The following is a 25,533-nucleotide window of genomic DNA, read 5'->3' as shown; positions in this document are numbered from 1 at the left end:
CCGCTCAGGAGGCCTCGTGGCAGTCGTCCCCCTCACCGCGTCCCGTCCGCCGCGCACCGCGGACCGATGGCTGCGGGCGCACCCGTGCCGGGCACCCCGGCCCGCCCGCCGCCTGGTGTGCTTCCCGCACGCCGGCGGCACCGCCCACCTCTTCCACGGCTGGCCCGCCCGGCTGCCCGACGACACCGAACTGCTCGCCGTGCGCTACCCGGGCCGCCAGGACCGGCTGGCCGAGCCCTGCGTCGAGGACATGGACGTCCTCGCCGACGCCGTCACCGAGGCCCTCGCCCCCTTCACCGGACTGCCGCTCACCCTGTTCGGGCACAGCATGGGCTCCGCCGTCGCCTACGAGGTCGCCCGCAGGCTGGAGGCCCACGGCGTCCGCCCCGCCCACCTGCTGGTCTCCGGGCGCGCCGCCCCGCACCGGGCCCGTACCGCCGCGGTGCCCGACGGCGACGACGAGGCGCTGCTCGCCGTGGTCCGCGGCCTCGGCGACCACCAGTCGGAGGCGTACGACATCCCGGAACTCCGGGAGCTGCTGCTGCCCGCGCTGCGCGCCGACCACCGCCTCATCGAGGCCTACCGCCCCACCCGTCCCGTACCGCTGCGCGCCCCCGTGACCGCCTACACGGGCCGCGACGACCACAGCTGCCCGCCCGACGCCGTGCGCGCCTGGGCCGACCTGGCCGCGCCCGGCCGGTTCGCCGTGCGCGCGTTCCCCGGCGACCACTTCTACCTCGTCCCGCACGAGGCGGAGCTGGTCGCCGACATCGCCCGCCGCATCGTCTGAACAGACCCGCCCCATCAGGGAGCCGACCATGATCCACCCGCCCGACGTCCTCCCCCTCAGCCGCCCGCCCGGGGAGCGGTGGCTCCTCGATCCGGACCTGCTCGCCGACCCGGCCGGCGGCTACGGCAGGATCCGCGAGGAGGGCCCGGTGGTGCGGGCCTGGCTGACCGACACCCGGCCCGTGTGGGTGATCGGCCGCTACGACGACGTCCGCAACGGCCTGCGCGACGGCCGTTTCGTCGGCAGCCCCGCCTCGGTCGAGGGCCACACCGGTGAGGACCCGCGCCGCCAACTGGTCGACATGCTCAACCTGCCCGAGGACGTCCGGAAGTACCTCCTCGTCTCCGCCCTCGACATCGACCCGCCGGACCACACCCGGCTGCGCACCGCCGTCAACCGGGCCTTCAGCGCCCGCCGGGTGCGGGCCCTGCGCCCCCGTGTCGCCGAGCTCAGCGGGCGGCTCCTCGACGACCTGCACCGCGCCTCGCCCGACGGCGTGCTGGAACTGGTCGACGGCTACGCCTACCCCCTCGCCGTCACCGTCGTCTGCGAGCTGGCCGGGGTGCCCGAGGAGGACCGGGCGGTCTTCCGCCGCTGGGGCGACGACATCCTCGCCATGGAGGCGGAACGGCTGCGCGTCTCCTCGCCGGCCGTCGTCGCCACCGTGCTGCGGCTGCTGGAGGAACGGCGCAGGCAACCCGCCGACGACCTGATCAGCACCCTCGCCGCCGCCCGCCACGACGCACGGCACCGGCTGACCGAGGAGGAGGCCGTGGCGATGGTCCTCAACGTCGTCATGGCGGGCTACGACAACACCGCCCAGCTCCTCGTCAACAGCCTCGCCGCCCTCCTCACCCACCCCGACCAGCTCAAACTCCTGGTGGCCGAGCCGGAGCTGACGCCGGGCGCGGTCCAGGAGCTCGTCCGCTGGTGCGGGCCCGACATCATGGTGCGGATGCGGATCGCCGCCGAGGACGTCGACCTGCACGGCACCCGGATCCGGCGCGGCGACTGCGTGCAGTTCGTCCTCGTCTCCGCCAACCGCGACCCGCGCCGCTACCCCGACCCCGACCGCCTCGACCTCACCCGCCGCCCCACCGACGGCACCGAGGGCCACCTCGGGTTCGGCGACGGCATCCACTACTGCGTCGGCGCCCTGCTCGCCCGCCTCCAGTGCGAGACCGCCCTGCGCACCCTGCTCGACCGCCACCCCGGACTGCACCTCACCGCCGACGCGGACCTGACCCGGACGGTCGTCCCGGGAACCCCACCACGACTGCCGCGGCTGCCGGTGCGGTTCTAGGACGGGTCCGCGGCGGTGGCGCGCCGATGGGCCACGATGCCGGGGAGCTGGGCGTGGATCGCGTCGATCAGGTCGCAGACGCGCTCGGCGATCGGGCGGCCGAGGGGGGTCAGCGCGTAGTCCACCCGGCGGGCCACCGTGGGGTGCGGGGTGCGGGTCACCAGGCCGTGGTCCTCCAGCCGCTGGAGGGTCTGCCACAGCATCCGGTCGGAGACACCGGTCACCTGGCGACGGACCTCGGCGAACCGCAGCGGCCCGTCGGTCAGCGCGGCGAGGGTCAGCGCGCCCCACCGGCCCGTGGCGTGCTCCAGCACCTCCCGCGAGACGCACTCCGGATCGAACACGCTCATCCCGGCCACGCGCTCGGTCCCTCGGCTCATGCGTCCATGCTAAGTGCCCCCGGAGGGCCGGGTGCCGGGTGCTGTGTGCTGTGTGCTGTGAGCCGTGTACTTATCGATAGTAAGTACTGTACTTTCGTAAGTACCGTCCGGGGGGAGATCCGCCGGAGGAGATCCAGAGGAGATCGCATGACCAAGACCGTCGGACTCATCGGCAGCGGTCACATAGGCGGTGCGGTGGCCCGGCTCGCCGTCGCCGCCGGCCTGGACGTCGTCCTGAGCAACTCCCGCGGGCCCGAGTCGCTCGCCCCGCTCGTAGGGGAACTCGGCCCGCGCGCCCGCGCCGCCACTCCCGAGGAGGCCGCCCGGGCGGCGGACCTGGTGGTGGCGAGCGTGCCGCTGGCGGCGTACGAGCGGCTCCCGGCGGACGCCCTCGCCGGGCGGACCGTGATCGACACGATGGTCTACTACCCCTACCGCGACGGCGCCATCGAGGAACTGGACGAGGGACCGCTGACCTCCAGCGGGCTCGTCCAGCGGCACCTGGCCGGCTCCCGGGTCGTCAAGACGTTCGCCAACGTCGACTTCCTGCGCCTGTTCACCCTGGCCCGGCCCGCCGGCGCCCCCGACCGCAGCGCCCTGGCCGTCGCCGGCGACGACCCCGCGGCGAAGGCCGAGGTGACCGGCTTCCTGGACGTCATCGGCTACGACACGGCCGACATCGGCACGCTCGCGGACAGCTGGCGCATCGGACCCAACACCCCCGTCCACGTCCAGCCCTACCTGGGCCCCCGGCCCGAGGGCCGCACCGACGCCGAGGAACGCGCACGCTGGTTCTTCCAGGCTCCGGGCGTCCCGGTGCCCACCGCCCGGGTCCGGGAACTGGCCGCCGCGGCCGTCCCGGTACCGGCGGGCGGCGCCACCCCCGCCTCCGCCCGGTAGCCCGAAAACCGTACGGCGGGCAGGTGTTCGGCCTCCGCAGGCAACCTCGCGGCGGTTCGGCCCCTCCTAGGAGTCGAACCCCCACGGAACCTGGAACAGGAGCGCCCGTTGGCCCGTCAGCTGTCCCGCCGCCGGTTCATGGTCTACACCCTCGCGGCCTCCACCCTCACCGTCGCGGCGCCCCTCGCCTGCGACACCTCGCACGCCGAGGGCGCCGAGCCCGCCCGCCGGTCCTCCGACGTGCTCGTGACCGGCACCGACGAGGAGATGCTCGTCCTCGAGGTCACCGCGGCCAACCGGATCGTCGTACGGCTGCCGCGCGTCGAGGTCGGCCAGGGCGTGACCACCGCCGTCGCGATGATGATCGCCGAGGAGCTCGACGCCCGGCTCGCCGACATCGACATCCCCCTCGCCGACGCCCGCACCAAGGGCAACCAGTACACGGGCGGCTCCAGCTCGGTCCGCTCGCTGTACGGCCCCGCCCGCGAGCTGGCCGCCACCGCGCGCGCCAGGCTCGTCACCGCGGCGGCCCGGCTCTGGCACGTCCCGGCGCGCGCCCTGCGCACCGAGGACACCAAGGTGTACGCACCCGACGGACGCTCGGCCACCTTCGGCTACCTCACCGGGTACGCCGCCGCGATCCGGGTGCCCGCCGTCTCCGCCAAGCCCAAGCCGGCCTCGAAGCACAAGGTGATCGGGCGGCCCACGACCCGGATCGACGCCCGCGACATCGTCACCGGCAAGGCCCGCTACGCCGGGGACCTCACGGTGGCCGGGGCCCGGCCGACGGTGGTGGCGCGCCCGCCCACGCTCGGCGGCAAGGTGGTCTCCCTCGACGACGGCGCGGCACGGGCGATGCCCGGCGTGCACGCCGTGGTGAAGGTCGAGGGCGGGGTCGCGGTCGTGGCGGAGACCTTCCACCACGCCTTCCGGGCCCGCGACGCGCTGAAGATCACCTGGGCGCCGGGCCCGCTCGCGGCCCTGTCCGACGCCGACATCCGACGGCGGCTGCGGGCCGCCGTACCCCGCCTCGGCACCCCGCCGCGCGGATCGTCGCAGGTGGAGGGCGAGTTCGAGTTCGCGTTCGTCAGCCATGCGCCGATGGAGGTGCTGACCGCGGTCGCGGACGTCCGCGCCACCCGGGCCGAGATCTGGTTCTCCTCCCAGACCCCCATGGACGCCCGCGACACCATCGCCGCCGCGGTCGGACTGCCCGCCGCGAAAGTGAAGGTCCATGTGATGCGCGGCGGCGGCTCGTTCGGCCGGCGGCTGAACTCCGACGCCGCCCTGGAGGCGGCGCTCATCTCGAAGGCGGCGGGACGCCCGGTCAAGCTGATGTGGAGCCGCGCCGACGACCTCCGGCACGGCCGGATGCGCCCGGCCGGCCACCACCGCATCCGCGCCAGCCTCGCGGGCGGCCGGGTGGTGGCCTTCGCCCACGCCATGGCCTCGGTCGGCGAGGGCTACGAGGACAAGGGCGCCGTCCGCCCGGCGTCCTTCTCGGCGGCGGCCGGACCGCTGCCCAGCGACAGCGGTCTGTACAACTTCGGCCGCCTGTCCGGGGACTACGGCTCGGTCGACCTCGCGAGGATCCCGCTCGGCGCCTGGCGCTCGGTGGACTCCGGGACCTCGCGGACGGCGGAGGAGATCGTCGTCGACGAGATCGCCGCACGCCTCGGCAAGGACCCGGTCGCCTTCCGCCGTACGACGCTGCGCAGCAAGGCCGTGCGGGCCGTCCTCGACAAGGCGGCGGCCGCCGGGCACTGGGGGCGCGCCCTGCCGCCCGGGCACGGACAGGGAGTCGCCGTCCACGAGGAGTACGGCTCCTGCGTGGCCTGCCTGGCCGAGATCGACGCCACCGACCCGGGGAAGCCGCGGGTGACCCGCGTGGTGATGGCCGCCGACGTCGGCACCGCCGTCAACCCGCGCGGGCTCCAGGCGCAGCTCATGGGCACCGCGATCGACGGCATCTCCACCGTCCTGACGGCCGGGCTGCACATCGACCGGGGCGCCGTCCGCGAGGGCAGCTACGCCGACTTCCGCTACGCCCGCCAAGGCGACGCACCGCTGCGCTTCGAGGCGCACATCATGCCCTCGCGCGGCGAACCGGGCGGCGCGGGCGAACTCGGCGTCCCGGCGGCGGCCGGCGCGGTCGCCAACGCATACGCCCGGGCGACGGGCACCCGGCCGCGCCGCTTCCCCCTGAACTTCTGAACACCCGAACCCCCGACCTCCCGCCCCCGACCCTTCCCGGAAGGTGCCGATGCCGTCCTACTCCTTCGTCCTCAACGGAAAGCCGGTCACCGTCGAGGCGCCCGCCGACATGCCGCTGCTGTGGGTGCTGCGGGACCTGCTGAACGTCACCGGGCCCAAGTACGGCTGCGGGGTCGGCGTCTGCCGTGCCTGTACGAGCCATCTCGACGGCGAGGAGGTCCAGCCCTGTGTCGTCCCGGTCGCCGACTGCGTCGACCGTGAGGTCACCACCATCGAGGGACTGGCCGACGGCGACCGGCTGCACCCGGTGCAGCAGGCCTGGCTGGAGTGCGACGTGGCGCAGTGCGGCTTCTGCCAGCCCGGCCAGATCATGGCCGCTGCGGCCCTGCTGAAGCGGACGGCCCGGCCGACCGACGCCGACATCGACCGCATCGAGAACGTGTGCCGCTGCGGCACGTACCCCCGTATCCGCGAGGCGATCAAGAAGGCGTCCCGGTAGGGGGAGCGGACGGTCCCGGTCGACGGACGCGGGAACTGAACGGGGTCCGCGCCCGACTCGTAAGGAGGAAGAGGCGGCGGCGGAGGCAGGACCGGCCGGGCGGAGGACGTGGGCGGTGGGGTTCGGGCAGGGGCGCGGCGTGCGGCGCTTCGGCGGCGTGGCAGCATCGGGCGACGTGAGCGTGTCCCCGGCGGTGCGAGGCCTGCGGGCGGCGGTCTTCGCCGTGCTCTGCGTGCTGCTCGCGGCCGGCGGTCATGTGCTGGCCACCGGCGCCGCGCCGCCGGTGCGGACACAGGTCGCGGGGGCTCTCGCGCTCTTCGCGGCCGGCTGTCTGCTGGGCGGCCGGGAGCGGTCGCTGGCCGGCATCGGAGGCGGCACGCTCGTGTCCCAGGGCGGGCTGCACCTCGCCTTCGCCGCCGCTCGGCCGCACGCCGTGACGGTCATGCACGGCATGCGGATGTCCCCCTCCGCCGCGCACCCGCACAGCCCGCACGCCACCGTCGCCCATCTCGGCGCGGCGCTGGTGCTGACCTGGTGGCTGCGGCGCGGCGAGGCCGCCCTGTGGTCGCTGCTGCGCTGGGCCGTCGCCCTCGTGCCCGGGCTCGTCGCCTGGTGGCAGGTGGCGCGGGGGGCGCGGACCGCGCCGGCCGTGCCGCGTCCCGGACGGCCGGGCGACAGGGGCACGGGGGCGCCGCGCCAGACGCTGCTGCGGTACGCCGTGCACCGGCGCGGGCCGCCGGCGGGGTCGTCGTACGCGATCTGAGAACCGGACGACCACCCCTGCGGGGACGGACACGGCACCCCGGCCGGGTCCGGACCCGACATCCCAGTACGGAGAGCCACTCACCCATGTCCACGACCCGCACCACCGCCCTGCGCCGGGCCGGCGTCGTCGCCGCCCTCGCCGCCGCCGGGATCCTCGGCACCGCCGGTGCCGCCTTCGCGCATGTCACCGTCCACCCCGAGAGCTACGCCAAGGGGGCGACGGACGGGCAGCTGACCTTCCGTGTCCCCGACGAGGAGGACACGGCCGCCACGACCAAGGTGCAGATCTTCCTGCCGACCGACCACCCCCTCCTCGGCGTCCTCGTCTCGCCCCGGGACGGGTGGACCGCCAAGGTGACGACCACCAGGCTGAAGACGCCCGTCAAGACGGACGACGGCACCATCACCGAGGCCGTGTCCGAGATCACCTGGACCGGCGGCACCATCACCGCCGGGCAGTACGAGGACTTCGACGTCGCCTTCGGGCAGCTCCCCGACGACACCGACCGGCTCGCCTTCAAGGCCCTGCAGACCTACTCCGACGGCAAGACCGTCCGCTGGATCGAGGAGGCGGCCCCCGGCGACGAGGAACCGGAGAACCCGGCCCCCGTCGTCGAGCTCACCGCCAAGGACACGGCGGACAAGGAGGACACCGACACCACCGCGTCGGCGACCCCGAAGAGCGCCACCGCCTCCGCCTCCGCCTCCGACAGCGACGCGACGGCCCGCTCCCTCGCCGCCGCCGGTCTGGCCACCGGCGTCCTGGGCCTCGCCGCGGCGGCCTTCGCGCTCACCCGCACCCGCGCCGACCGCTCACGCGGCGAGTAGCGCCGCGCACCCTGCCGACCCGCCGTCGGCACCCCCGGCGGCGGGGCGGTCAGGGGCCGGTGTTCAGGGTGACCGCCTCGCGGAGGGCGGTGCGGCAGGCCCGGACCGCGGGGTGCTGGGCGCGGCCCTGGCGTACGACCGTGAGGATGCGGCGGGTGCCGCGGCCCGGGGGGAGGGGGTGCAGGGGGACGGTCGGGGCGCGGCCGCTCCAGACGAGGTCGGGCAGGAAGGCCGCCGCGTGGCCCTGTTCGACGAGACGGAGGTGGAGCAGGAGGTCGGTGGTCTCGAACCGCACGTCGGGTTCGAAGCCGGCGTCCCGGCACAGGGACACCGCCCAGCGCCGGGCGGGTGTGTCCTCCGGCTCCATCACCCAGGGCCGCCCGGCGAGAGCGCGCAGAACCGCCGACGCCCCACCGCCGGGCGAGCCGTCCGGAACCGGTGGGACGGCACCGTCGGTGCCGCGGGTGCCGTCCGGCCCCGGCGCGGCGGGAGCGCCCGTGTCCGGGCCGGTGCCCTGCGTCGGGGCCGCGAGGCGGAGGGGGTCGGTGAGCAGGGGCTCGTGTTCGAGGCCGGCGAGTCGGGGGCTCGGGCTGTCGGGGTACTCCTCGGCGAGGACCAGGTCGAAGTCGCGGGCCTGCAGCGCGGGCAGCGCCTTCTCCGGCTCCCACTGCGTGACATGGACCCGCAGCCCGGGATGCCGCTCGCGCAGCAGACCGAGCGCGGCCGGGACCAGGGCGAGGGCGGCCGTCTGGAACGCGGCGATGCGCACGGTGCCCGTCAGTTCGGTCAGGGAGGCCGCGATGTCCGCCTCCGCGCGCTCCAGACGGGCGAGCACCGCCTCGGTGTGCGCGACGAGGATCTCGGCCTGCTCGGTCAGCCGCACCCGTCGGCCGACCGGTTCCAGCAGCGGGACGCCGACCTCGGCCTCGAGCTGGGAGAGCTGCTGGGAGACGGAGGACGGGGCGTACGACAGGGCGGCGGCCACGGCCGCGAGCGTGCCGCGGTGCTTCAGCTCGCGCAGCAGACGCAGTCGGTGCAGGTCGAACATGCGGGCACGGCTCCCGGCCAACGGTTGGCTTTTCCGATGAGTATAGGTCGGAAACATTCGCTGGACCGATCATGGCCGCCGGTCCGACCCTGAACAGGTGCCCGAGAACCCTTCCTCCCTCCCCGCGCCTCGCTGGCTCGCCCGCCCCGGCGCCCGTGCCTGGCGGTGCGACCCCGCCCCCGCCGAGGTGCGCGCCTTCCACACCGCGCTCCCCGGCTACGCCCCCACCCCGCTGACCGAACTCCCCGAGCTCGCCGCCGAGTCCGGGGTCGGCCGGGTCTTCGTCAAGGACGAGTCGAACCGGCTCGGCCTGCCCGCGTTCAAGGCGCTCGGCGCCTCCTGGGCCGTCCACCGCATCCTCGCCGAGCGCGCCCCGGCCGGCCCGCTCACCCTGGTGGCCGCCACCGACGGCAACCACGGCCGCGCCGTGGCCCGCACCGCCCGCCTCCTCGGCCAGAGAGCGCGCGTCTTCGTGCCGCGGGGCGTGCACCCCGGGGCCGTGGCGGCGATCGCCGCCGAGGGCGCCGAGGTCACCGCGGTGGCGGGGCCGTACGACGACGCCGTACGGCGGGCGACGCGGGAGGCCGACGCCCCCGACGCGGTCCTCGTGCAGGACACGGGCTGGCCGGGCTACGAGCGGATCCCGGGCTGGATCGTCGAGGGCTACTCCACCCTCTGCGCCGAGATCGACGAACAACTCGCGGCGGCGGGAGCCGGGGGCCCCGGCCTCGTCGTCGTACCGGTGGGCGTGGGCTCCCTGGCCCAGGCCGTCGTCACCCACTACCGCAGCCGCCCCGCCCCCGGTCCGGCGGCCCCGGCGCTGCTGTCGGTGGAGCCTCGGACCGCGGCCTGTGTCCTCACCGGCCTCGCCCTCGGCGCACCCGTCACCGTCCCCACCGGCGACACCACGATGGCCGGGCTCAACTGCGGCACCCCCTCCGGCCTCGCCTGGCCCCACCTGTACGGCGGCCTGGACGCCGCGGTCGCCGTGGCCGACGCGGACAGCGCCCGCGCCGCCGCCGACCTCGCCGCGCTCGGGGTGTCATCGGGCCCCTGCGGCGCCGCCCCGCTCGCCGCTCTGCGCGCGGCCCTCACGGGCGACGGCGCCGACGAACGCCGTGGCGCCCTGGGACTCGACGCGACCTCGGTGGTCGTCCTGCTGAGCACCGAGGGCTCGGCCGCCAACCCGCACGCCACCACCCCTGCAGACCCGGTATGAGCGCCCCGGCGATCACCGTCGACGGCGCCCGTCCGTGGCGGTCCCTGATGGACCTCGCCGAGATCGGCGCGTACGACGACGAGCGCACCGGACTGCGCGGCGTCAACCGTCTCGCGCTCACCGACGCCGACGCGGCCGCCCGCCGTCGGGTCGTCGCCTGGATGCAGGAGGCCGGGCTGACGGTCCGCGTCGACCGGATGGGCAACATCCACGGCCGCCGCGAGGGCACCGACCCCACCGCGGCCCCCGTCCTGACCGGCTCGCACATCGACGGCGTCGCCACCGCCGGGGCGTTCGACGGCTGCCTCGGCGTCCTGGGCGGCATCGAGGCGGTGCGGACCCTGAACGAACACGGAGGCCCCCATGCTCGACGACACCCCCGCCGGCCTGCTCGCCCGGCTCGTCTCCCTCGACTCCGTCAATCCTGACCTGGTGGCCGGCGGCGCCGGCGAGAGCGCCGTCGCCGACCTCTGCGGCCGGTGGCTCGCCGACCGCGGCTTCGAGGTGCACCGCCTGGAGCGGCGCCCCGGCCGTCCCTCGCTCGTCGCCGTCGCCCGCGGCACCGGCGGCGGCCGGTCCCTCATGCTCAACGGCCACCTCGACACGGTCGGCCTCGCCGGCTACGACGGCGATCCCCTCGACCCCCGGATCCACGACGGCAGGATGTACGGCCGCGGCACCTTCGACATGAAGGGCGGCATCGCCGCCATGATGGTCGCCGCCGCCCGCGCCACCGCGCACGGGCCCCTGCGCGGCGATGTGCTCCTCGCCTGTGTCGCCGACGAGGAGCACGGCAGCTGCGGCACCGAGGAGGTGCTGGAGTCCTTCACGGCCGACGCGGCGATCGTCACCGAGCCGAGCCGTCTCGAACTCACCCTCGCCCACAAGGGGTTCGCCTGGTTCGACGTGGAGATCGAGGGCCGCGCCGCGCACGGCTCCCGGCCCGACCTCGGCATCGACGCCATCGTCAGGGCGGGGCACTTCCTGGTGGCCCTGGAGGAGCTCGGACAGCGGCTCGCGCGGGGACCCGCCCACCCCCTCCTCGGCACGGGGACCGTGCACGCCTCCCTCGTCCACGGCGGCGAGGAGCCCTCCACCTACCCCGCGCACTGCCGGATCACCCTGGAGCGCAGGACGGTCCCCGGCGAGAGCGCGGACAGCGCGGGGCGCGAGCTGACCGCCGTACTCGGCCGTCTCGCGGCCACGGTGCCCGACTTCCGGTACCGGCTGACGCCCGGTCTGCACCGCGCACCGTTCGCGGCCGACGCCGACGCGCCGATCGTACGGACCCTCACCCGCCACGCCACGCGGGCCCTCGGCCGGCCGCCCGCCGTCCGCGCGGAACCCTTCTGGACCGACTGCGCCCTCCTCGACCGCGCCGGCATCCCCTGCCTCCTCTTCGGCGTCGACGGCGAAGGCGCCCACGCCGCCACCGAGTACGTCGACCTCGCGTCCCTGGACCGCCTCACCGACATCCTCACGGCCACCGTCGCCGACTTCTGCTCCTGAGCCGGTGTGCTTGAGTGGGGGCCCGCGACCGCCCTCCACGAACGGACCCCCGACCCCATGCACGTGCTGATCCTCGGCGGGACGACGGAGGCCCGCCGGCTCGCCGAACTGCTCCACGGCACGCCGGGCCTGGTGGTGACCACCTCCCTCGCCGGACGGGTCGCGAGCCCCCGGCTGCCCCCGGGGGAGGTCCGCGTCGGCGGCTTCGGCGGCGCCGAGGCCCTCACGGCGTGGCTGCGCGAGCGGCGGGTCGGCGTGGTCGTCGACGCCACCCACCCGTTCGCCGGGACGATGAGCCGGCACGCGGCCCGGGCCGCCGCCACCGCCCGCGTCCCCCTGCTGGCGCTGCGGCGCCCCGGCTGGAGGCCGGGGGAGGGGGACGACTGGCACGGGGCCGGCTCGGCCGAGGAGGCCGCGGCGCTGCTGCCCGCGCTGGGGCGCCGGGTGTTCCTCACCACGGGCCGCATGGGACTGGCCGCGTTCGCGGAACTGGACGACCTGTGGTTCCTCGTCCGGTCCGTCGACCCGCCCGAGGGCCCGTGTCCCGCCCGTGCGCGGATCCTGCTCGACCGGGGCCCGTTCACCCTCGACGGGGAGCGCGAGCTGCTGCGCCGGCATGGCGTCGACGTCCTGGTGACCAAGGACAGCGGGGGAGCCGCCACCGCGCCGAAACTGACGGCCGCCCGCGAGGCGGGCCTCCCGGTGGTCGTGATCCGCCGGCCAGCGCCCCCCGAGGGCGTCCCCGTCACCCCCACTCCCGAAGGCGCGGCGCAGTGGGTCACCGAGCAGCGGGGCCGCGGTCCCGCCCGCTGACGCCGCAGGGGCGCGGACCCGTGCCCCTCACCGGATGGGCGGTGCGCTCACTCCTTCTCGCTGGCGATCGCGTTGACCGCCGCCGCGGCGATCGCGCTGCCCCCGCGGCGGCCCCGCACCACCAGGTACTCCAGTCCGTAGGCGTTGGCGGCCAGCGCCTCCTTGGACTCCGCGGCGCCGACGAAACCGACCGGGGCGCCGATCACGGCGGCCGGACGGGGCGCGCCCGCCTCGATCATCTCCAGGAGACGGAACAGGGCGGTGGGCGCGTTGCCGACGGCGACGACCGCGCCCTCCAGCCGGTCCCGCCACAGCTCCAGCGCGGCGGCGCTGCGGGTCGTCCCCAGCCGGGTGGCCAGCTCCGGGACGGCCGGGTCCGACAAGGTGCACAGCACCTCGTTGTCGGCGGGCAGCCGCCCGCGGGTCACTCCGCTGGCCACCATCCGGACGTCGCACAGCACGGGCGCGCCGCCCCGCAGGGCCTCCCGGGCCCGGGCCACGACCCCCGGCGTGTGGGCCAGGTCCCGCACGAGGTCGACCATCCCGCAGGCGTGGATCATCCGGACCGCGACCTGCCCGACATCGGCGGGCAGCCCCGTGAGGTCGGCCTCCGCGCGGATGGTGGCGAAGGACTGGCGGTAGATGGCCGCGCCGTCCTTCTCGTAGTCGTAGCTGGTCACGCTGTTCGGCATGGCGGCGAGCATACCCAGGGCACCTGACGCGTCCCGGGGGAAGGTGCCCGGGTGCCCCGGCGGTGCGGACCCTCGCCCGCATGCCCTCGCGGAAGCTCACCGAGCATCTCGTCGGCGCCCTGGCCGGCCTCGAACGAGGCGACGACCATGCCCCGCCGGCGCCGTGCCCGGGCCGACGACGAGGGCGGGGCGCGGTCTGCACCTGGGCGCCCGGCCCGCCGACCACCGGGGCACCCGCCACGCCCGGCACGGCAGGACGGTCCGGGCCGAACCCGCTGACACGGACCGGTCCCCGCAGCCCGACCCCGCCCGGGAGCCGGCCCGGCCGACGCGCGGCGGTGTGCGCCCGGTGTCAGGCTGAAGGGACCAGGACCTGCGGAAGGGAATCCCCGTGATCACCACCGACCTCACTCCCGGTGCCCCCTGCTGGCTCGACCTCGGCGCCCCCGACGTGCGGACCGCCGCGGACTTCTACGGCGCCGTGCTCGGCTGGGAGTACGAGCCCATGAGCGGCGAGGGGGCGGACATGGAAGGCGAAGGCGGCATGTTCAGGAAGGACGGCAGGACCGTCGCCGGACTCGGCACCCTGACCGAACAGGGCGCGCGTTCCGCCTGGATGATCTACTACGACGTCGCCGACGCGGACGCCACGACCGAGGCCGTCCGGCGCGCGGGCGGCACGGTGCGGGTGGAGCCCCGTGACCTCGGCGAATGGGGGCGGATGGCGCAGTACAGCGACCCCCAGGGCGGTCAGTTCGCCGTCTGGCAGCCGGGCAGCGAGGCGGGCTTCGAGCTGGTGGAGGAGCCGGGCTCGCTGTCCTGGACCGAGCTGTACACGACCGACGCCCGGGCCGCCAAGGAGTTCTACGGCGGAGTCCTCGGCTGGCGCTTCGGCGACATGGAGATGCCGGGCGGCGGCGGCACGTACACCCTCATCACGCCCGAGGGGCAGCCCGAGGAACGGATGCAGGGCGGGCTGATGGAGGTCCGTGAGCAGGACCTCTCCCTCGCGGACGGACGGCCCTACTGGCACCCGGTCTTCGCCGTCGCCGACTGCGACGCCGCCGTCGCCGAGGTGACCGGCCACGGCGGCAGGGTGCAGATGGGCCCGGTGGACGCGGAGGGCGTGGGCCGTCTCGCGGTCTGCGTCGACCCGTCGAACGCGGACTTCGTGGTCCTCACGCCCTCCCGCGACTGAACGCCCGGCGTCAGGCGAGCGTCACCTCCACCGGCAGCCTCTTGATGCCGTTGACGAAGTTGGAGCGCACGCGCGGCACGTCACCGGCCAGCCTGATGCCGGCGAGGCGCGGGATCAGCTCCTCGAACATGATGCGGATCTCGGTGCGGGCCAGCAGGTTGCCCAGGCACAGGTGCGGGCTGCCCTTGCCGAAGGTGACGTGGTCGTTGTGCCGCCGGGTGACGTCGAAGTCGTACGGGTTGCCGAACACCTCCTCGTCCCGGTTGCCGGAGGCGTACCACATGACGACCTTGTCGCCCTCCCTGACCCGCTTGCCGCCGAGCTCGACGTCCCGGGTCGCGGTGCGGCGGAAGTGGTAGACGGGGGACGCCCAGCGCAGGAACTCCTCGACCGCCGTCGGGATCAGCGACGGGTCGTCCTTCAGCCGGGCCAGCTGCTCGGGGTGCTGGAGCAGGGCCAGCATGGAGTGGGAGATGGTGTGCCGGGTGGTCTCGTTGCCGGCGACGACCAGCAGCAGGAAGTAGTTGTCGAAGTCCTGCGGCGACAGCGGCACCCCGTCCCTCGGCGTGGTGTTGACCAGCTTGGACACCAGGTCGCTGCCGTCGCCGCCGCGCCGCTGCCGGGCCAGCTCACGGCCGTACTCGAAGACCTCGATCGAGGCGGGGGAGCGGAACGGCAGATCGCGGTACTTCTCGCTCTCCGCGCTGTGCAGCAGCACGTCCGCGTAGTCGGGGTCGGTGTTGCCGATGATCCGGTTGCCCCAGTCGATGAGTCTCCGGTTGTCCTCCGGCGGTACGTCGAGCAGCCGGGCCAGCACGTTGATCGGGAAGTCGGCGGAGACGTCGGCGACGAAGTCGAAGGTGCCCTTGGCGAGCGCGGCGTCGAGGGTCTTCGCGGTCAGCCCGCGCAGGAAGTCGCCGTAGCCGTTGATCACGCTCGCCCCGAACTGGCGCTGGATCACGCCGCGCAGCGCCCGGTGCCGTACCCCGTCCAGTTCCAGGATGGAGGCGCGCTTCTTGATCTGGTCGTCGTCGACCTCCTCGAGGTTGACGAACCGGGTGGAGGTGAAGGTCTCCGCGTCCCGGTCGACGCGGGCGATGTCGGCGTGCCGGGTCACCGCCCAGAAACCGGAGTTGGGGGCCTCCTCGGGCTGCCAGTGCACCGGGTCCTCGTGGCGCAGGGTGTGGAACATCCGCCACGGGGTGACGCCGTCGGTGAAGCGGTCGAGGTCGGCGAGGTTCACGTCCGCCAGCGGCAGCGGCTCGTGCACGGCGGGGGTCAGGATCTCGGTCATCGAAAGGTCCTCGGGGTCACGGGGGGTAGGGGTCACAGGTGGTAGGCGTACTCGGTGAACTCCCAGTCGGTGACATGCCGTTGGAAGCGTGCGACCTCGTCCCGCTTGTAGGTGAGGAACGCGGTGGTGAAGTCCTTGCCGAGCAGGTCGGTCAGGGCGGTGTCCGCCTCCAGCGCGTCGAGCGCGGCGGACAGGGTGGGCGGCAGCAGGGCGGAGCGGGCGGTGTCGTAGCCGTAGCCCTCCAGCGGTGCCGGGGGCTCCTCGCCGGCCCGGACCCCGAGCAGGGCGGCCGCGACCGCGCCCGCGATCAGCAGATACGGGTTGGCGCTCGCGTCGCCGAGCCGCAGCTCCAGCCGGGCGCCCGCACCGCGCTCCGGCGGGATCCGCAGCATGGCGCTGCGGTTGTCCAGACCCCAGTCGATCAGCCAGGGCGCGAGGGTGTCCGGGCCGAAGCGTTTGTACGAGTTCACGGTCGGGTTGGCCAGCGCCGCGAGCGCGGGGGCGTGGGCGAGGACACCCGCGACGGCGTGCCGGGCGGTGGCCGACAGACCGTACGCGCCGGCCGGGTCGTCGAAGGCGTTCGCCCCCCGGGCGTCCTCGCAGGACAGATGGAGGTGGAACCCGGAGCCGCCCGCGTCACCGAACGGCTTGGCCATGAAGGTGGCGAGCCGGCCCTCCCGCCGGGCCAGTTCCTTCACGGCGGCCTTGAAGCGGAAGGCGCGGTCGGCGGCGTCGAGGGCGTCGGAGTGGGTCAGATTGATCTCGTACTGGCCGCCGTCGAACTCGTGGTTGCCGTTCGTGACCCCGATCCTCAGGTCGCGCAGCAGGCGCAGGGTGCGCAGCAGATGGTTGTCGGGGTCGGCGCGCAGACCGGCGGTGTAGACGGCGCCGGTCGTCTCCGGTGAGCGGCGCCAGCCGGTGGGGGAGCCGGGGGCGGGCTCCAGCAGGAAGTACTCCAGCTCGGGGCCGACGACCGGGCCGAGGCCCTGCTCGGCGCAGTGGGCCAGGACGGCCCGCAGCAGGTCCCGGGGTGACTCGGGGGCGGGGGCGGAGGTCGTCGGATCGGTGACCTCGCCGAGACAGACCGCGACGCCGGGCTCCCAGGGGAGCGGGGTCAGCGTGGACAGGTCGGGGCGGACGCAGACGTCGGGCAGACCGGCGTCGAGGCCGCCCGCGACCGGGACGACGTCCCCCTGGGGCGAGGTGTGGTAGACGGCGCGGCAGAACGCCAGGCCGTGGGCGCAGGCCGCGGGCAGATGGTCCAGCAGGACGTCCCGGGCCCGGTCCGTGCCGATGAGGTCGGGGTAGATCACCCGCACCACGTCGACGCCCTCGGCGGCGAGCCGCTCCATGTGCCGGCGGATGTCGGGGATGTCTGATGCGCTCACCGAAGTCTCCTTGAGCGGAAGGGCGGGACGGCGGGGACTTCCTGGAAAGTCGTTTGGTCCCGAACGGTATGGAGCGGTGGCGTCCCCTGCAAGAGGGTGGCCCCAAAAATTTATCCACCTGGACAGGTATTGACCAGGGTGAGGCGGCTTCCTATGTTGTTTGAAGCCAAACGAATGAGTCGAACGAGTGAGGCCGAGCGAGTGAGGCCGAACGCGTCATGAAGCGAGTCGAGAGCGGAGGACCGGCCATGAAGGTCGTCGTCGACATGAACAAGTGCCAGGACCACGGCCAGTGCGTCTTCGCGGCCCCCGACGTGTTCTCGCTGGACGACGGCGGGCGCCTGGCCTACGTCCCCGACCCCGACGACGCGCTGCGCGACGAGGTCGAGGAGGCCGCCGACGTGTGCCCGTTGCAGGCCATCCGGATCGAGGGCTGACCGCCATGACCGGACGCGTACTCGTCGCGGGCGCCTCGATGGGCGGCCTGCGCGCCGCCGAACAGCTCCGCGCGGCGGGCTGGACCGGGGCCGTCACCGTTGTCGGCGACGAACCGCACATGCCCTACAACCGGCCCCCGCTGTCCAAGGAGGTCCTGGCCGGCAAGGCCCCCTTCGAGTCCCTCGCCTTCACCCCTAAGGCGGCCGCCGCCGACGTGGAGTGGCGGCTCGGCACGAAGGCCGTCGGCGCCCGCCTCGACGAACGGACCGTCACCCTCGACGACGGCTCGACGCTCGCCTACGACGGTCTCGTCGTCGCCACCGGCATGAGCCCCCGCCGGCTGCGCTGCCCCGGCCCGCTCACCGGCCGTCACACGGTCCGCACCCTCGCCGACGCCCGGGGACTGCGCGAGGCGCTGACCCGCCCCGGCGTCCGGGTCGTCGTGGTGGGCGCCGGTTTCATCGGTTGCGAGGTGGCCGCCACCGCCGTGGGACTCGGCGTCCGTGAGGTGACGGTCGTCGATCCGCTGCCGCTGCCCCTCGTCGGCCCGCTCGGGGAACTGCTCGGCCGGGCCCTCCTGCGGCGCCACGAGGAGCGCGGGGTGCGCTTCGCGCTCGGCACGGGCGTCGCCGCATTCGCGGGGGAGGACCGGGTGACCGGGGTCGTCCTCGCCGACGGACGGGTCCTCGCGGCCGACGTGGTCGTGGAGTCGGTCGGCTCGGTCGCCAACGTCGCATGGCTGGAGGGCAACGGGCTCGACCTCTCGGACGGCGTGCTCACCGACGAGTCGCTGCGGGCCGGCGGCCGGCCGGACGTCGTCGCGGTCGGCGACGTGGCCCGCTTCCCCAACGCCCGCTACGACGGCGTACCCCGCCGGGTCGAGCACTGGTCGATCCCCGCCGACACCGCCAGGCACGCGGCGAAAGCGCTCGTCGCGCACCTCCTCGGCCGGGACCGCGAGCCGGCCCCGTTCGCGCCGCTGCCCACCTTCTGGAGCGACCAGCACGACTTCCGCCTCCAGTCCTTCGGGGCGCCCCTCCTGGGCCTCGGTGACATCCGTGTCCTGGACGGCGATCCGGACGGTGACGTCGTCGTCGGCTACCACGGCGCCGACCGGCTCCTCGGGGTCGTCGCCCTCGGCGGCCCGGCCGCCGCGGCCGGCGCCGCCCGGTATCGCGCCCAGTTGCTCCAGCAGCCCGCCCTCACCGTGTAAGGAACCCCGTCATGTCCGCTGTCCGTGGCTACTTCTCCCCCAAGACCGCGACGGGCGCCTCGTCGCTCATCCCGTCCCCGCCCTGGCGCTACTCCGGCGACCTGCTGACCGTCGAGTACCGCACGGACCCCGCCCGCGTGCGTGAACTGCTGCCCGAGCCGCTGGAGTTGGCCGAGGAGGACCCGGGCGCGGTGGCGCTGATCTGGGCCGACTGGCAGTCCTGTGCGGCGTCCGGCGCGGAGCTGCTCGATCCGGTGCTGGCCCAGTACAAGGAGGCGTTCGCGGTCGTCCGCTGCCGGTACCGGGGGCAGACCTATTCGCGGTGCGTGTACATCTGGGTCGACAAGGACTTCGCGATCGCCCGGGGGCTGCACCAGGGGTATCCGAAGAAGCTCGGGTCGATCCACCAGACGCGGCCGCATCCCTACGGGCCCGCGCCGCGGATCGAGGCGGGGGCGCGCTTCGGCGCAACCCTCGCCGCCGCCGACCGGCGGCTGGCCCAGGCGGTGGTGACCCTGCGGGAGCCCTCCGGGACGAACGGGTTCGTCAACGGGCATCCGATGGCCCATCACCGGTGGCTGCCCTCCATCGAGAAGGGGAAGGGGCTGGCGCTGGACGAGCTGATCGAGTCCGGGGCGGCGTCCTTCGAGGGCGGGCAGGCGTGGGTCGGCGACGGGGAACTGGAGTTGTTCGAGGCGCCGACGGAGGAGTTGGCGCGGCTGGAGATCCGGGAGCCGATCGCCGCGTACTACCGGCAGGTCGGGGTGGTGTGGGACGGCGGGCGTTTGCTGGAGTCCGGTATGTCGGGAGCCGGTGCCGAGTGATGTCGTCGTCGACCCGCGGGTGGTTCGTGGCCGGCCGCGCAGTTCCCCGCGCCCCTGGGCGGGTGCAGTTCCCCTCGTACAGAAGGAACCCCTCTCATGTCTGACAAGATCGTCATCGGCGGTGTCACCGTCGACACGCGGCACTGGATCGGCGGCGAACGGGTCGCCTCCGGTGACACCTTCACCGATCACTCGCCCATCGACGGCAGTGCTCTCGGCGAGATCTCCCGGGGTACGCCCACCGAGGCCGCTGCCGCCGTCGCCGCTGCCAAGGCCGCCTTTCCCGGCTGGGCCGCCACCCCCCGTGCCGAACGGGCCCGCATTCTCCATGCCGTCGCCGACGGGGTCGAGAAGCGGCTCGAGGAGCTCGCAGTCGTCGAGACCACCGACAACGGGGCGCTGCTGCGGTCCCACCGTCGGGGTGTCATGCCCCGCGTCGCCCACAACTTCCGGTTCTTCGCCGACCGGCTGCTGACGCTGGGGCACGAGGACTTCGACACGCGCGGGCACACGAACCACGTGAGCTGGGACCCGGCGGGGCCGTGTGTACTGATCACGCCGTGGAACGCGCCGCTGATGCTGGCCACCTGGAAGGTGGCGCCCGCGCTGGCCGCCGGCAACACGGTCGTCCTCAAGCCCGCCGAGTGGTCCCCGCTCACCGCCTCCCTCCTCGCGGACATCGCCGCCGAGGCCGGGCTGCCCGCCGGGGTGCTCAACGTGGTGCAGGGGTACGGCTCCGAGATCGGCGACGCCCTCACCTCGCACCCGGACGTACGCCGGATCAGCTTCACCGGGTCCGTGCCCACCGCCCGGCGGATCGCCGCGTCGGCGGCCGTGAATCTGACGCCTCTGAGCCTCGAACTCGGCGGCAAGTCGCCCCTGTTGGTGTTCGCCGACGCCGATCTCGATCTCGCCGTCGAACTCGCCGTCGAGCAGTACGACAACGCCGGGCAGGTCTGCCTCGCCGCCACCCGGTTCCTCGTCGAGGAGCCGGTCGCCGAGGAGTTCACCCGCAGGTTCGTCGACAAGGCCACCGCCCTGACCCAGGGAGACCCCCGGGACGAGGCCACCGACATCGGGCCGAACATCCATCCGCGTCAGCTGGAGAAGATCGACGGGTTCGTGCGGCGGGCCCTCGCAGCCGGTGCCCGCGCGGTGATCGGCGGGCACCGCCTGGACGGCCAGTTCTACGCCCCGACCCTGCTCACCGGGGTGGCCCAGGACTCGGAGATCGTGCAGGAGGAGGTCTTCGGACCCGTCCTCACGCTCCAGACCTTCTCCGACGAGGAGGAAGCGGTGCGGCTCGCCAACGACACCCGGTTCGGGCTCGCCGCCACCCTCGTCACCGGCGACCGCGAGCGCGCCGACCGGGTGAGCGCCCGGCTTGTCGCGGGCACGGTCTGGGTCAACTGCTTCTTCGTCCGCGACCTCCAGGCGCCCTTCGGCGGCTCCCGGCACTCCGGTGTCGGACGCGAGGGCGGCACCTGGAGCTTCGACTTCTACTGCGACCTGAGGAACACCGTGACCGCGCCGAAGGGGTGGACGGACCGTGGGTGAGATCGTCGGGGCGGGGCTGCTCGCCCATGTGCCCACCATCGTGCTGCCCGAGGCTGACCGGCTGGAGCTCAACGAGGGCAAGGAGATCACCCTCGTCACCGGCCTGCGGGACCTGCGCAGGGACGTCTTCGAGCGCGACGACTACGACACCGTCGTCGTCCTCGACTCGCACTGGGCGACGACCGTCGAGTTCGTCGTCACCGCCCAGCGGCGCCGGGCCGGGCTGTTCACCTCCGAGGAACTGCCGCGGGGGATGTGCCGGATGCCGTACGACTTTCCCGGCGACCCCGAACTCGCCCGCAACGTCGAGAAGTTCGCCGACCGGCACGGCACCTGGATCACCGCGATCGAGGACGCGTACCTGCCGATCTACTACGCCACCATCAACCTCTGGAAGTTCCTGGGGGAGGGGCTGCCGGACAAGCGGTGGGTGACCATCGGGGTCTGCCAGACGGGTGACATGGAGGACCATCTGCGGCTGGGGCGGGCGCTGGCGGACGGGATCGCGGCCACCCCCGGGCGGCGGGTCCTGCTGATCGCCTCGGGCGCCCTCTCGCACACCTTCTGGCCGCTGCGCGAGCTGCGCGACCACGAGTCCAGCGACCCGGTGCACATCCGTACGCCCGAGGCCCGCGAGGCCGACCGCGAGCGGATCGCCTGGTTCAAGGAGGGCCGCCACGACAAGGTCCTCGACACCATGGACGCGTTCTGGAAGGTCAAGCCCGAGGCGAGGTTCTTCCACTACCTGATGATGGCCGGCGCCCTCGGCGAACAGGCCTGCACCGCCGGGGCCCGCCAGTACGGGGAGTACGAGAACTCCGTCGGCACCGGCCAGGTCCACCTGTGGTTCGACCGCCCGGCCGGCGGCTGGACCGGCAGCGGACCCCGGCAGACCCAGCGCACCCCTCACCGCCGTATCTAGGAGCCACCGTCATGCCCGAATACCGCCGTATCCTCCTCGACGGCGCCGCCGTGCAGGTGACCGTCGACGGGGACGAACTCGTCGCCGGCGACGGCCGCCGCGTCAAGACCGAGGACGCTCGGCACCTGCCGCCGGTCGTCCCGTCCAAGGTGATCGCCGTCCACCTCAACCACCGAAGCCGCGTGGAGGAGTTCGGGATCGGTCTGCCGGACACGCCGACCTACTTCCACAAGCCGACCTCCGCCCTCAACTCCCACCGGGGGGCGATCGTCCGCCCCGAGGGCTGCAAGTGGCTCAACTACGAGGGCGAGGTCGCCCTCGTCATCGGCAGGACGGCACGGAACATCGCGCCGTCCGAGGCGGGCGCGTACATCGCCGGCTACACCGTCGCCAACGACTACGGGCTGCACGACTTCCGCGACACCGACGCCGGCTCGATGCTCCGGGTCAAGGGCTCCGACACCCTCTGCCCGCTCGGCCCCGGCCTGGTCACCGACTGGGACTTCCACGGCAAGCGGCTGCGGACGTACGTCAACGGCGAGGTCGTGCAGGACGGTTCGACCGACGAGATGACCTGGGACATGCACTACCTGGTCGCCGACATCGCCCGCACGATCACCCTGTACCCCGGGGACGTGCTGCTGACCGGCACCCCGGCCAACTCCCGCCCCGTGCGGCCGGGCGACGTCGTGGAGGTCGAGGTCGAGGGTCTGGGACGGCTCACCAACCATGTCGTCACCGGTCCCACCGCGATCCGCACCGACGTCGGCGCCCAGCCCACCGAGTCCGAGGAGGTCCTCTCCACGGCCCTCGGCGGGGACTGGGAGTTCCGCGGCATCCGCCCGCCCCGCCGCTGACCCCCTCAGGCCCCGCGCGGGCGGCTCAGGCCTTCGGGCGGCGGCCGCTGCGGCGCGGGGCCGGTTCGGCGCCGTCGAGGAGGGTCAGCCGGCGCTCCTCGCCGTGCTCCTCGACCTGCCGTACGACCTGGCGCAGCCCCTCGGCGACGCTCCTGCACTCCTCGGCGCTCAGCCGTGAGGCGACGAACGCCTCCTCCTGGTTGAACTCCGGGAACAGGCGCCTCATCAGGGACTCCCCCTCCTCGGTGAGGCTCAGCAGCACCAGCCGGCCGTCCGAGGGGTGACCGGCCCGCCGGAGCAGGCCCCGTCCCTCCAGCGTCCGGGAAACCCCGGTGAGCGTGCCCTTGGAGATCCCGGCCTCCTCGGCGACGTGCCGGGTCTCGGACTCGCCCCAGACCCACACCACCCAGAGCACCACGAACGCCGTCCACGTCAGATCGGCGCCGCGCAGCACGGAGTTCTCCAGATGCTGCCGTACGGCCGACGCGGCGCGGTAGATGTTGGCGACCACCGCCATCTGCTCCCCGTGGACGGGGATCCCGCCGAGCTTGGCCGCGGCCAGCTTCTCCGCTTCGGTGATGGACCGGTGCCCTGGCACTGACACGCTCCCTTCGGTCGTCCGTCGATCGGTCGTCCGTCGATCGTTCGTCCGTCGATCGTTCGGCCGTCGATCGTTCGGCCGTCGATCGTTCGGAGCCAAATTGTACGAGACGTCCCCGAGTGGGCTCCTGAACACCCCCACCCTCGCCCGCGTATACGACGAGGTGACCGCGAAGAAGCCCGACCGTGCATCCGCGTGGGTGCGAGCCGGGCTGTTCGCGCTCGTCGGCAGTGTGCTCGCGGCCCTCGGCCACCACGCCGTCACCGAACAGGCCGTGCCGTGGCGGCTGGTGACCGTCTTCGCGCTGGCCCAGCTGGCGCTGGCCCGGCCCTTCGTCCGGCGCGCCCTCTCCCTGCCGGTGGCCGTCGGCTGCACGCTCGTGGCGCAGACGGGCCTGCACCTCGCCCTGGCCCGGGCGGGAGGCGGCCACGAGGCCGTGGCCGGCCCGGCGGGGCACACAGGTCACGCGGGTCATGCGGGCCACGCGGGTCATGCCGCGTCGGCGGACGGCCACGTCTGGCACCACACGGGCGCGGCCATGACGGCGGCCCACCTGCTGGCCGCGCTCGCGGCGGCCTGGCTGCTCCACCGTGCCGACACCGCCGTGACGGTGGCGCTCAGGGCCGCCCGTACCGTGCGGTCGGCCCTGAGCGCCGTCCTGGCCCGGGTGCTGCCGCCCCTGGTCCGCGGAACGCTCCGCGAACCGTCCTCACCGCGGCCGACGGGCGACTTCACCCCGCCGGGCGCGTCGGGGGCACGCGATCTGGACCACGCGCTGGTGCGCAGGGGACCTCCGGGACGAACGCGCGTCCCGGACCTTCCCTCACCCGGGCCGGCCGGCTGCGGCCTGCCCGGTTCCCGCACCAGCAAGGAGTTCCCCCGTGTCCCTGTCCCCGCACGCCCCCGGCCGGACCGCGCGGCGGGCCGCTGCCGTCGGCGTCCTCACGCTGACCGCCGCCCTCGCCCTGGCCGGGCCCGCCTTCGCCCACGCGGAGGTCGAGGCCGACACCCCGCGGGCCCTGGCCGAGAACGTCACCCTCAGCTTCGTCTCCGAGGCGGAGTCCGCCGAGGCGGGCTTCACCGCCCTGCGGGTCGTCCTTCCCGAGGGCATCGCACCGGGTGACGTCACCCTCGTCGACGCCCCGAAGGGCTGGACGTTCAAGGCCACGGGCGACGGCTACACCCTCGCGGGCCCGAAGCTCGCCGTCGGCACGGACGCCGCGTACAAGGTGGAGGTCAGGCAACTGCCGGACGCCGAGGAGATCGCGTTCAAGACCGTCGAGACGTACAGCGACGGCGAGATCTCCCGGTGGATCGAGCTGCCCGGCGGCGGGGCCGAGCCCGAGCAGCCCGCCCCGGTCCTGAAGCTCGAGGCCGCCGCGCCGGGCGCCACGCCCGTCGGCCCCGGCCCCACGGCGAGCGGGACGCCCACCGCCACCCCGTCGGCCGCCACCTCCTCCGGCGAAGCCACCCCGGCCGCCGACGCGAAGACGGAGAAGGAGAAGACGCAGAAGGAGAAGAAGAAGGAGGAGGGCGGCTCCACCGGGCTGATGGTCGGCGGGGCGCTCGCGGCGCTCGCCGCACTGGGCGGCGGCGCGTGGTGGTCGCGCGGGCGCCGTTCCGCACCGGCCGAGGACTGACCGCGGTCCCGTCCCGTCAAGGGGGTGCCCCCGTCCCGCCTGACGGGGGCACCGGCTCAGGCCGGCCGCCCGAAGTCGATCTCGTGCGCCGACACGATCCGGGCGCCCATGTTGCGCTCCATCATCTCCAGCGCGGCACCGGCCAGACCGGGGTGGATGCCGGCCACGGCGTCCCTCGGCACCGTGACCTCCAGATGCCGGATGTGCGCGTCCAGGGCGGAGTACAGGACGCACTGCTCGGTGACCTGCCCGCACAGCACCAGGTGCCCCACGCCCATCCGCCACAGCAGGTACGCCATGGGCGTCTCGTAGAAGACCGAGTGGCGGGCCTTCACCACGAAGAGGGAGGCGTCGTCGGGCCGGATCGGCTCCACCAGCTCGGCGTGCTCCCGCGACAGCGCCCGCTCCAGCAGCTCCCCGTGGTGGGAGCGCCACAGCCCGAAGTTGTCGTTGGCGTAGACCACGGCCGCGTCCGCCTTCCGGGCCCGGCCGATGAGGTCCGCCACGACGGGCACGATCCGGCCGACGGAGGGGACGAGCAACTCGGCGTCCTCGTGGTCGTACGTGTTGATCATGTCGATCACGACGAGTGCCGTGCCGGCGCCGTCGCCTGCTCCTGAGCCGTCCATCCCCGCCGAGTA

Annotated in this window: 26 protein-coding genes; 19 read left to right on the top strand and 7 right to left on the bottom strand. The window is 74.2% G+C overall.

Going from position 1 to position 25,533, the window contains the following annotated elements:
- The first annotated feature begins 16 nt into the window (after window positions 1-16).
- Both OG852_RS12320 and OG852_RS12315 read left to right on the top strand, forming a co-directional pair.
- Window positions 17-790, top strand: coding sequence for a thioesterase II family protein (locus tag OG852_RS12320; RefSeq protein WP_133918103.1), 774 nt, complete (start codon window positions 17-19; stop codon window positions 788-790).
- A 28-nt stretch (window positions 791-818) separates the two neighbouring features.
- Window positions 819-2,093, top strand: a complete 1,275-nt coding sequence (locus tag OG852_RS12315; RefSeq protein WP_330347948.1) for a cytochrome P450 family protein — start codon at window positions 819-821, stop codon at window positions 2,091-2,093.
- Here OG852_RS12315 and OG852_RS12310 read toward each other — a convergent pair.
- Entirely contained in the window at window positions 2,090-2,473 is a 384-nt protein-coding gene (locus OG852_RS12310; protein ID WP_133918101.1) for a winged helix-turn-helix transcriptional regulator, read from the bottom strand. The two genes, OG852_RS12315 and OG852_RS12310, sit on opposite strands and share 4 nt — an antisense overlap.
- A 6-nt stretch (window positions 2,474-2,479) precedes the next feature.
- Between OG852_RS12310 and OG852_RS12305 the strand changes: the two genes are divergently transcribed.
- The 5 genes from OG852_RS12305 (at window position 2,480) to OG852_RS12285 (ending at window position 7,679) form a co-directional block, all read left to right on the top strand.
- The gene (locus OG852_RS12305; protein ID WP_330347947.1) at window positions 2,480-3,373 is read left to right on the top strand and encodes an NADPH-dependent F420 reductase; all 894 of its coding nucleotides are present in this window, start codon (window positions 2,480-2,482) and stop codon (window positions 3,371-3,373) included.
- 138 nt (window positions 3,374-3,511) lie between these two features.
- Window positions 3,512-5,587, top strand: coding sequence for a xanthine dehydrogenase family protein molybdopterin-binding subunit (locus tag OG852_RS12300; RefSeq protein WP_133918108.1), 2,076 nt, complete (start codon window positions 3,512-3,514; stop codon window positions 5,585-5,587).
- A gap of 49 nt (window positions 5,588-5,636) precedes the next feature.
- The gene (locus tag OG852_RS12295) at window positions 5,637-6,086 is read left to right on the top strand and encodes a (2Fe-2S)-binding protein (RefSeq protein ID WP_133918099.1); all 450 of its coding nucleotides are present in this window, start codon (window positions 5,637-5,639) and stop codon (window positions 6,084-6,086) included.
- A 175-nt stretch (window positions 6,087-6,261) separates the two neighbouring features.
- The gene (locus OG852_RS12290) at window positions 6,262-6,849 is read left to right on the top strand and encodes a hypothetical protein (RefSeq protein WP_133918098.1); all 588 of its coding nucleotides are present in this window, start codon (window positions 6,262-6,264) and stop codon (window positions 6,847-6,849) included.
- A gap of 86 nt (window positions 6,850-6,935) precedes the next feature.
- On the top strand, window positions 6,936-7,679 hold the full coding sequence (locus OG852_RS12285) for a YcnI family copper-binding membrane protein (RefSeq protein WP_330347946.1): 744 nt from the start codon (window positions 6,936-6,938) through the stop codon (window positions 7,677-7,679).
- A gap of 49 nt (window positions 7,680-7,728) precedes the next feature.
- Here OG852_RS12285 and OG852_RS12280 read toward each other — a convergent pair whose 3' ends face one another.
- On the bottom strand, window positions 7,729-8,727 hold the full coding sequence (locus OG852_RS12280; RefSeq protein ID WP_133918096.1) for a LysR family transcriptional regulator: 999 nt from the start codon (window positions 8,725-8,727) through the stop codon (window positions 7,729-7,731).
- A gap of 97 nt (window positions 8,728-8,824) precedes the next feature.
- Here OG852_RS12280 and OG852_RS12275 point away from each other — a divergent pair, with 97 nt between their 5' ends.
- The 4 genes from OG852_RS12275 to OG852_RS12260 are packed head-to-tail and all read left to right on the top strand — an operon-like array spanning window position 8,825 to window position 12,268.
- On the top strand, window positions 8,825-9,946 hold the full coding sequence (locus tag OG852_RS12275) for a diaminopropionate ammonia-lyase (RefSeq protein ID WP_133918095.1): 1,122 nt from the start codon (window positions 8,825-8,827) through the stop codon (window positions 9,944-9,946).
- A complete protein-coding gene (locus tag OG852_RS12270) occupies window positions 9,943-10,374 on the top strand; it encodes a hypothetical protein (RefSeq protein WP_330347945.1) in 432 nt (143 codons plus the stop codon). The genes OG852_RS12275 and OG852_RS12270 overlap by 4 nt, the downstream gene beginning before the upstream one ends.
- The gene (locus OG852_RS12265; protein WP_330347944.1) at window positions 10,310-11,455 is read left to right on the top strand and encodes a M20/M25/M40 family metallo-hydrolase; all 1,146 of its coding nucleotides are present in this window, start codon (window positions 10,310-10,312) and stop codon (window positions 11,453-11,455) included. Before OG852_RS12270 ends, OG852_RS12265 begins: the two co-directional genes overlap by 65 nt.
- 57 nt (window positions 11,456-11,512) lie before the next feature.
- Window positions 11,513-12,268: a cobalt-precorrin-6A reductase gene (locus OG852_RS12260; RefSeq protein WP_330347943.1), complete on the top strand. Its 756-nt coding sequence runs from the start codon at window positions 11,513-11,515 to the stop codon at window positions 12,266-12,268.
- Window positions 12,269-12,315: 47 nt separating this feature from the next.
- Here the strand turns inward: OG852_RS12260 and OG852_RS12255 are convergent, their stop codons facing one another.
- Complete coding sequence (locus OG852_RS12255) at window positions 12,316-12,960, bottom strand: precorrin-8X methylmutase (RefSeq protein ID WP_330347942.1); 645 nt, start codon at window positions 12,958-12,960, stop codon at window positions 12,316-12,318.
- A gap of 391 nt (window positions 12,961-13,351) precedes the next feature.
- Between OG852_RS12255 and OG852_RS12250 the strand changes: the two genes are divergently transcribed.
- On the top strand, window positions 13,352-14,158 hold the full coding sequence (locus OG852_RS12250) for a VOC family protein (RefSeq protein ID WP_330347941.1): 807 nt from the start codon (window positions 13,352-13,354) through the stop codon (window positions 14,156-14,158).
- A gap of 10 nt (window positions 14,159-14,168) precedes the next feature.
- Here the strand turns inward: OG852_RS12250 and OG852_RS12245 are convergent, their stop codons facing one another.
- Window positions 14,169-15,452 (bottom strand): cytochrome P450, encoded by a 1,284-nt coding sequence (locus OG852_RS12245; protein ID WP_330347940.1) that lies wholly within the window; start codon window positions 15,450-15,452, stop codon window positions 14,169-14,171.
- Between the two features lie 32 nt (window positions 15,453-15,484).
- On the bottom strand, window positions 15,485-16,840 hold the full coding sequence (locus tag OG852_RS12240; RefSeq protein ID WP_330347939.1) for a glutamine synthetase family protein: 1,356 nt from the start codon (window positions 16,838-16,840) through the stop codon (window positions 15,485-15,487).
- Window positions 16,841-17,088: 248 nt separating this feature from the next.
- Here OG852_RS12240 and OG852_RS12235 point away from each other — a divergent pair, with 248 nt between their 5' ends.
- The 6 genes from OG852_RS12235 (at window position 17,089) to OG852_RS12210 (ending at window position 22,651) form a co-directional block, all read left to right on the top strand.
- Complete coding sequence (locus tag OG852_RS12235; protein WP_133918107.1) at window positions 17,089-17,277, top strand: ferredoxin; 189 nt, start codon at window positions 17,089-17,091, stop codon at window positions 17,275-17,277.
- Window positions 17,278-17,282: 5 nt separating this feature from the next.
- On the top strand, window positions 17,283-18,491 hold the full coding sequence (locus OG852_RS12230; RefSeq protein ID WP_330347938.1) for an NAD(P)/FAD-dependent oxidoreductase: 1,209 nt from the start codon (window positions 17,283-17,285) through the stop codon (window positions 18,489-18,491).
- 11 nt (window positions 18,492-18,502) lie between these two features.
- On the top strand, window positions 18,503-19,315 hold the full coding sequence (locus OG852_RS12225; protein ID WP_330347937.1) for an acetoacetate decarboxylase family protein: 813 nt from the start codon (window positions 18,503-18,505) through the stop codon (window positions 19,313-19,315).
- Window positions 19,316-19,411: 96 nt separating this feature from the next.
- Complete coding sequence (locus OG852_RS12220) at window positions 19,412-20,872, top strand: aldehyde dehydrogenase (protein WP_330347936.1); 1,461 nt, start codon at window positions 19,412-19,414, stop codon at window positions 20,870-20,872.
- Window positions 20,865-21,794, top strand: coding sequence for a 3,4-dihydroxyphenylacetate 2,3-dioxygenase (locus OG852_RS12215; protein WP_133917810.1), 930 nt, complete (start codon window positions 20,865-20,867; stop codon window positions 21,792-21,794). The genes OG852_RS12220 and OG852_RS12215 overlap by 8 nt, the downstream gene beginning before the upstream one ends.
- 11 nt (window positions 21,795-21,805) lie before the next feature.
- Window positions 21,806-22,651 carry a fumarylacetoacetate hydrolase family protein gene (locus OG852_RS12210; RefSeq protein WP_330347935.1) on the top strand — a complete coding sequence of 282 codons (846 nt, stop codon included), beginning with the start codon at window positions 21,806-21,808 and terminating at the stop codon, window positions 22,649-22,651.
- A 25-nt stretch (window positions 22,652-22,676) separates the two neighbouring features.
- On the opposite strand, the gene OG852_RS12205 is transcribed toward OG852_RS12210, so the two are convergent.
- A complete protein-coding gene (locus tag OG852_RS12205) occupies window positions 22,677-23,249 on the bottom strand; it encodes a MarR family winged helix-turn-helix transcriptional regulator (protein WP_330347934.1) in 573 nt (190 codons plus the stop codon).
- An 884-nt stretch (window positions 23,250-24,133) separates the two neighbouring features.
- Between OG852_RS12205 and OG852_RS12200 the strand changes: the two genes are divergently transcribed.
- A complete protein-coding gene (locus OG852_RS12200) occupies window positions 24,134-24,892 on the top strand; it encodes a DUF1775 domain-containing protein (RefSeq protein ID WP_330347933.1) in 759 nt (252 codons plus the stop codon).
- 56 nt (window positions 24,893-24,948) lie between these two features.
- Here OG852_RS12200 and OG852_RS12195 read toward each other — a convergent pair whose 3' ends face one another.
- Window positions 24,949-25,521: a cysteine hydrolase family protein gene (locus OG852_RS12195; RefSeq protein WP_133917806.1), complete on the bottom strand. Its 573-nt coding sequence runs from the start codon at window positions 25,519-25,521 to the stop codon at window positions 24,949-24,951.
- Window positions 25,522-25,533 lie beyond the last annotated feature (12 nt).

This window comes from Streptomyces sp. NBC_00582 (assembly GCF_036345155.1).
GTDB lineage: Bacteria > Actinomycetota > Actinomycetes > Streptomycetales > Streptomycetaceae > Streptomyces.
Note: the sequence above shows the minus strand (reverse complement) of the source record. Positions and strands in the feature narration are given on the sequence as shown.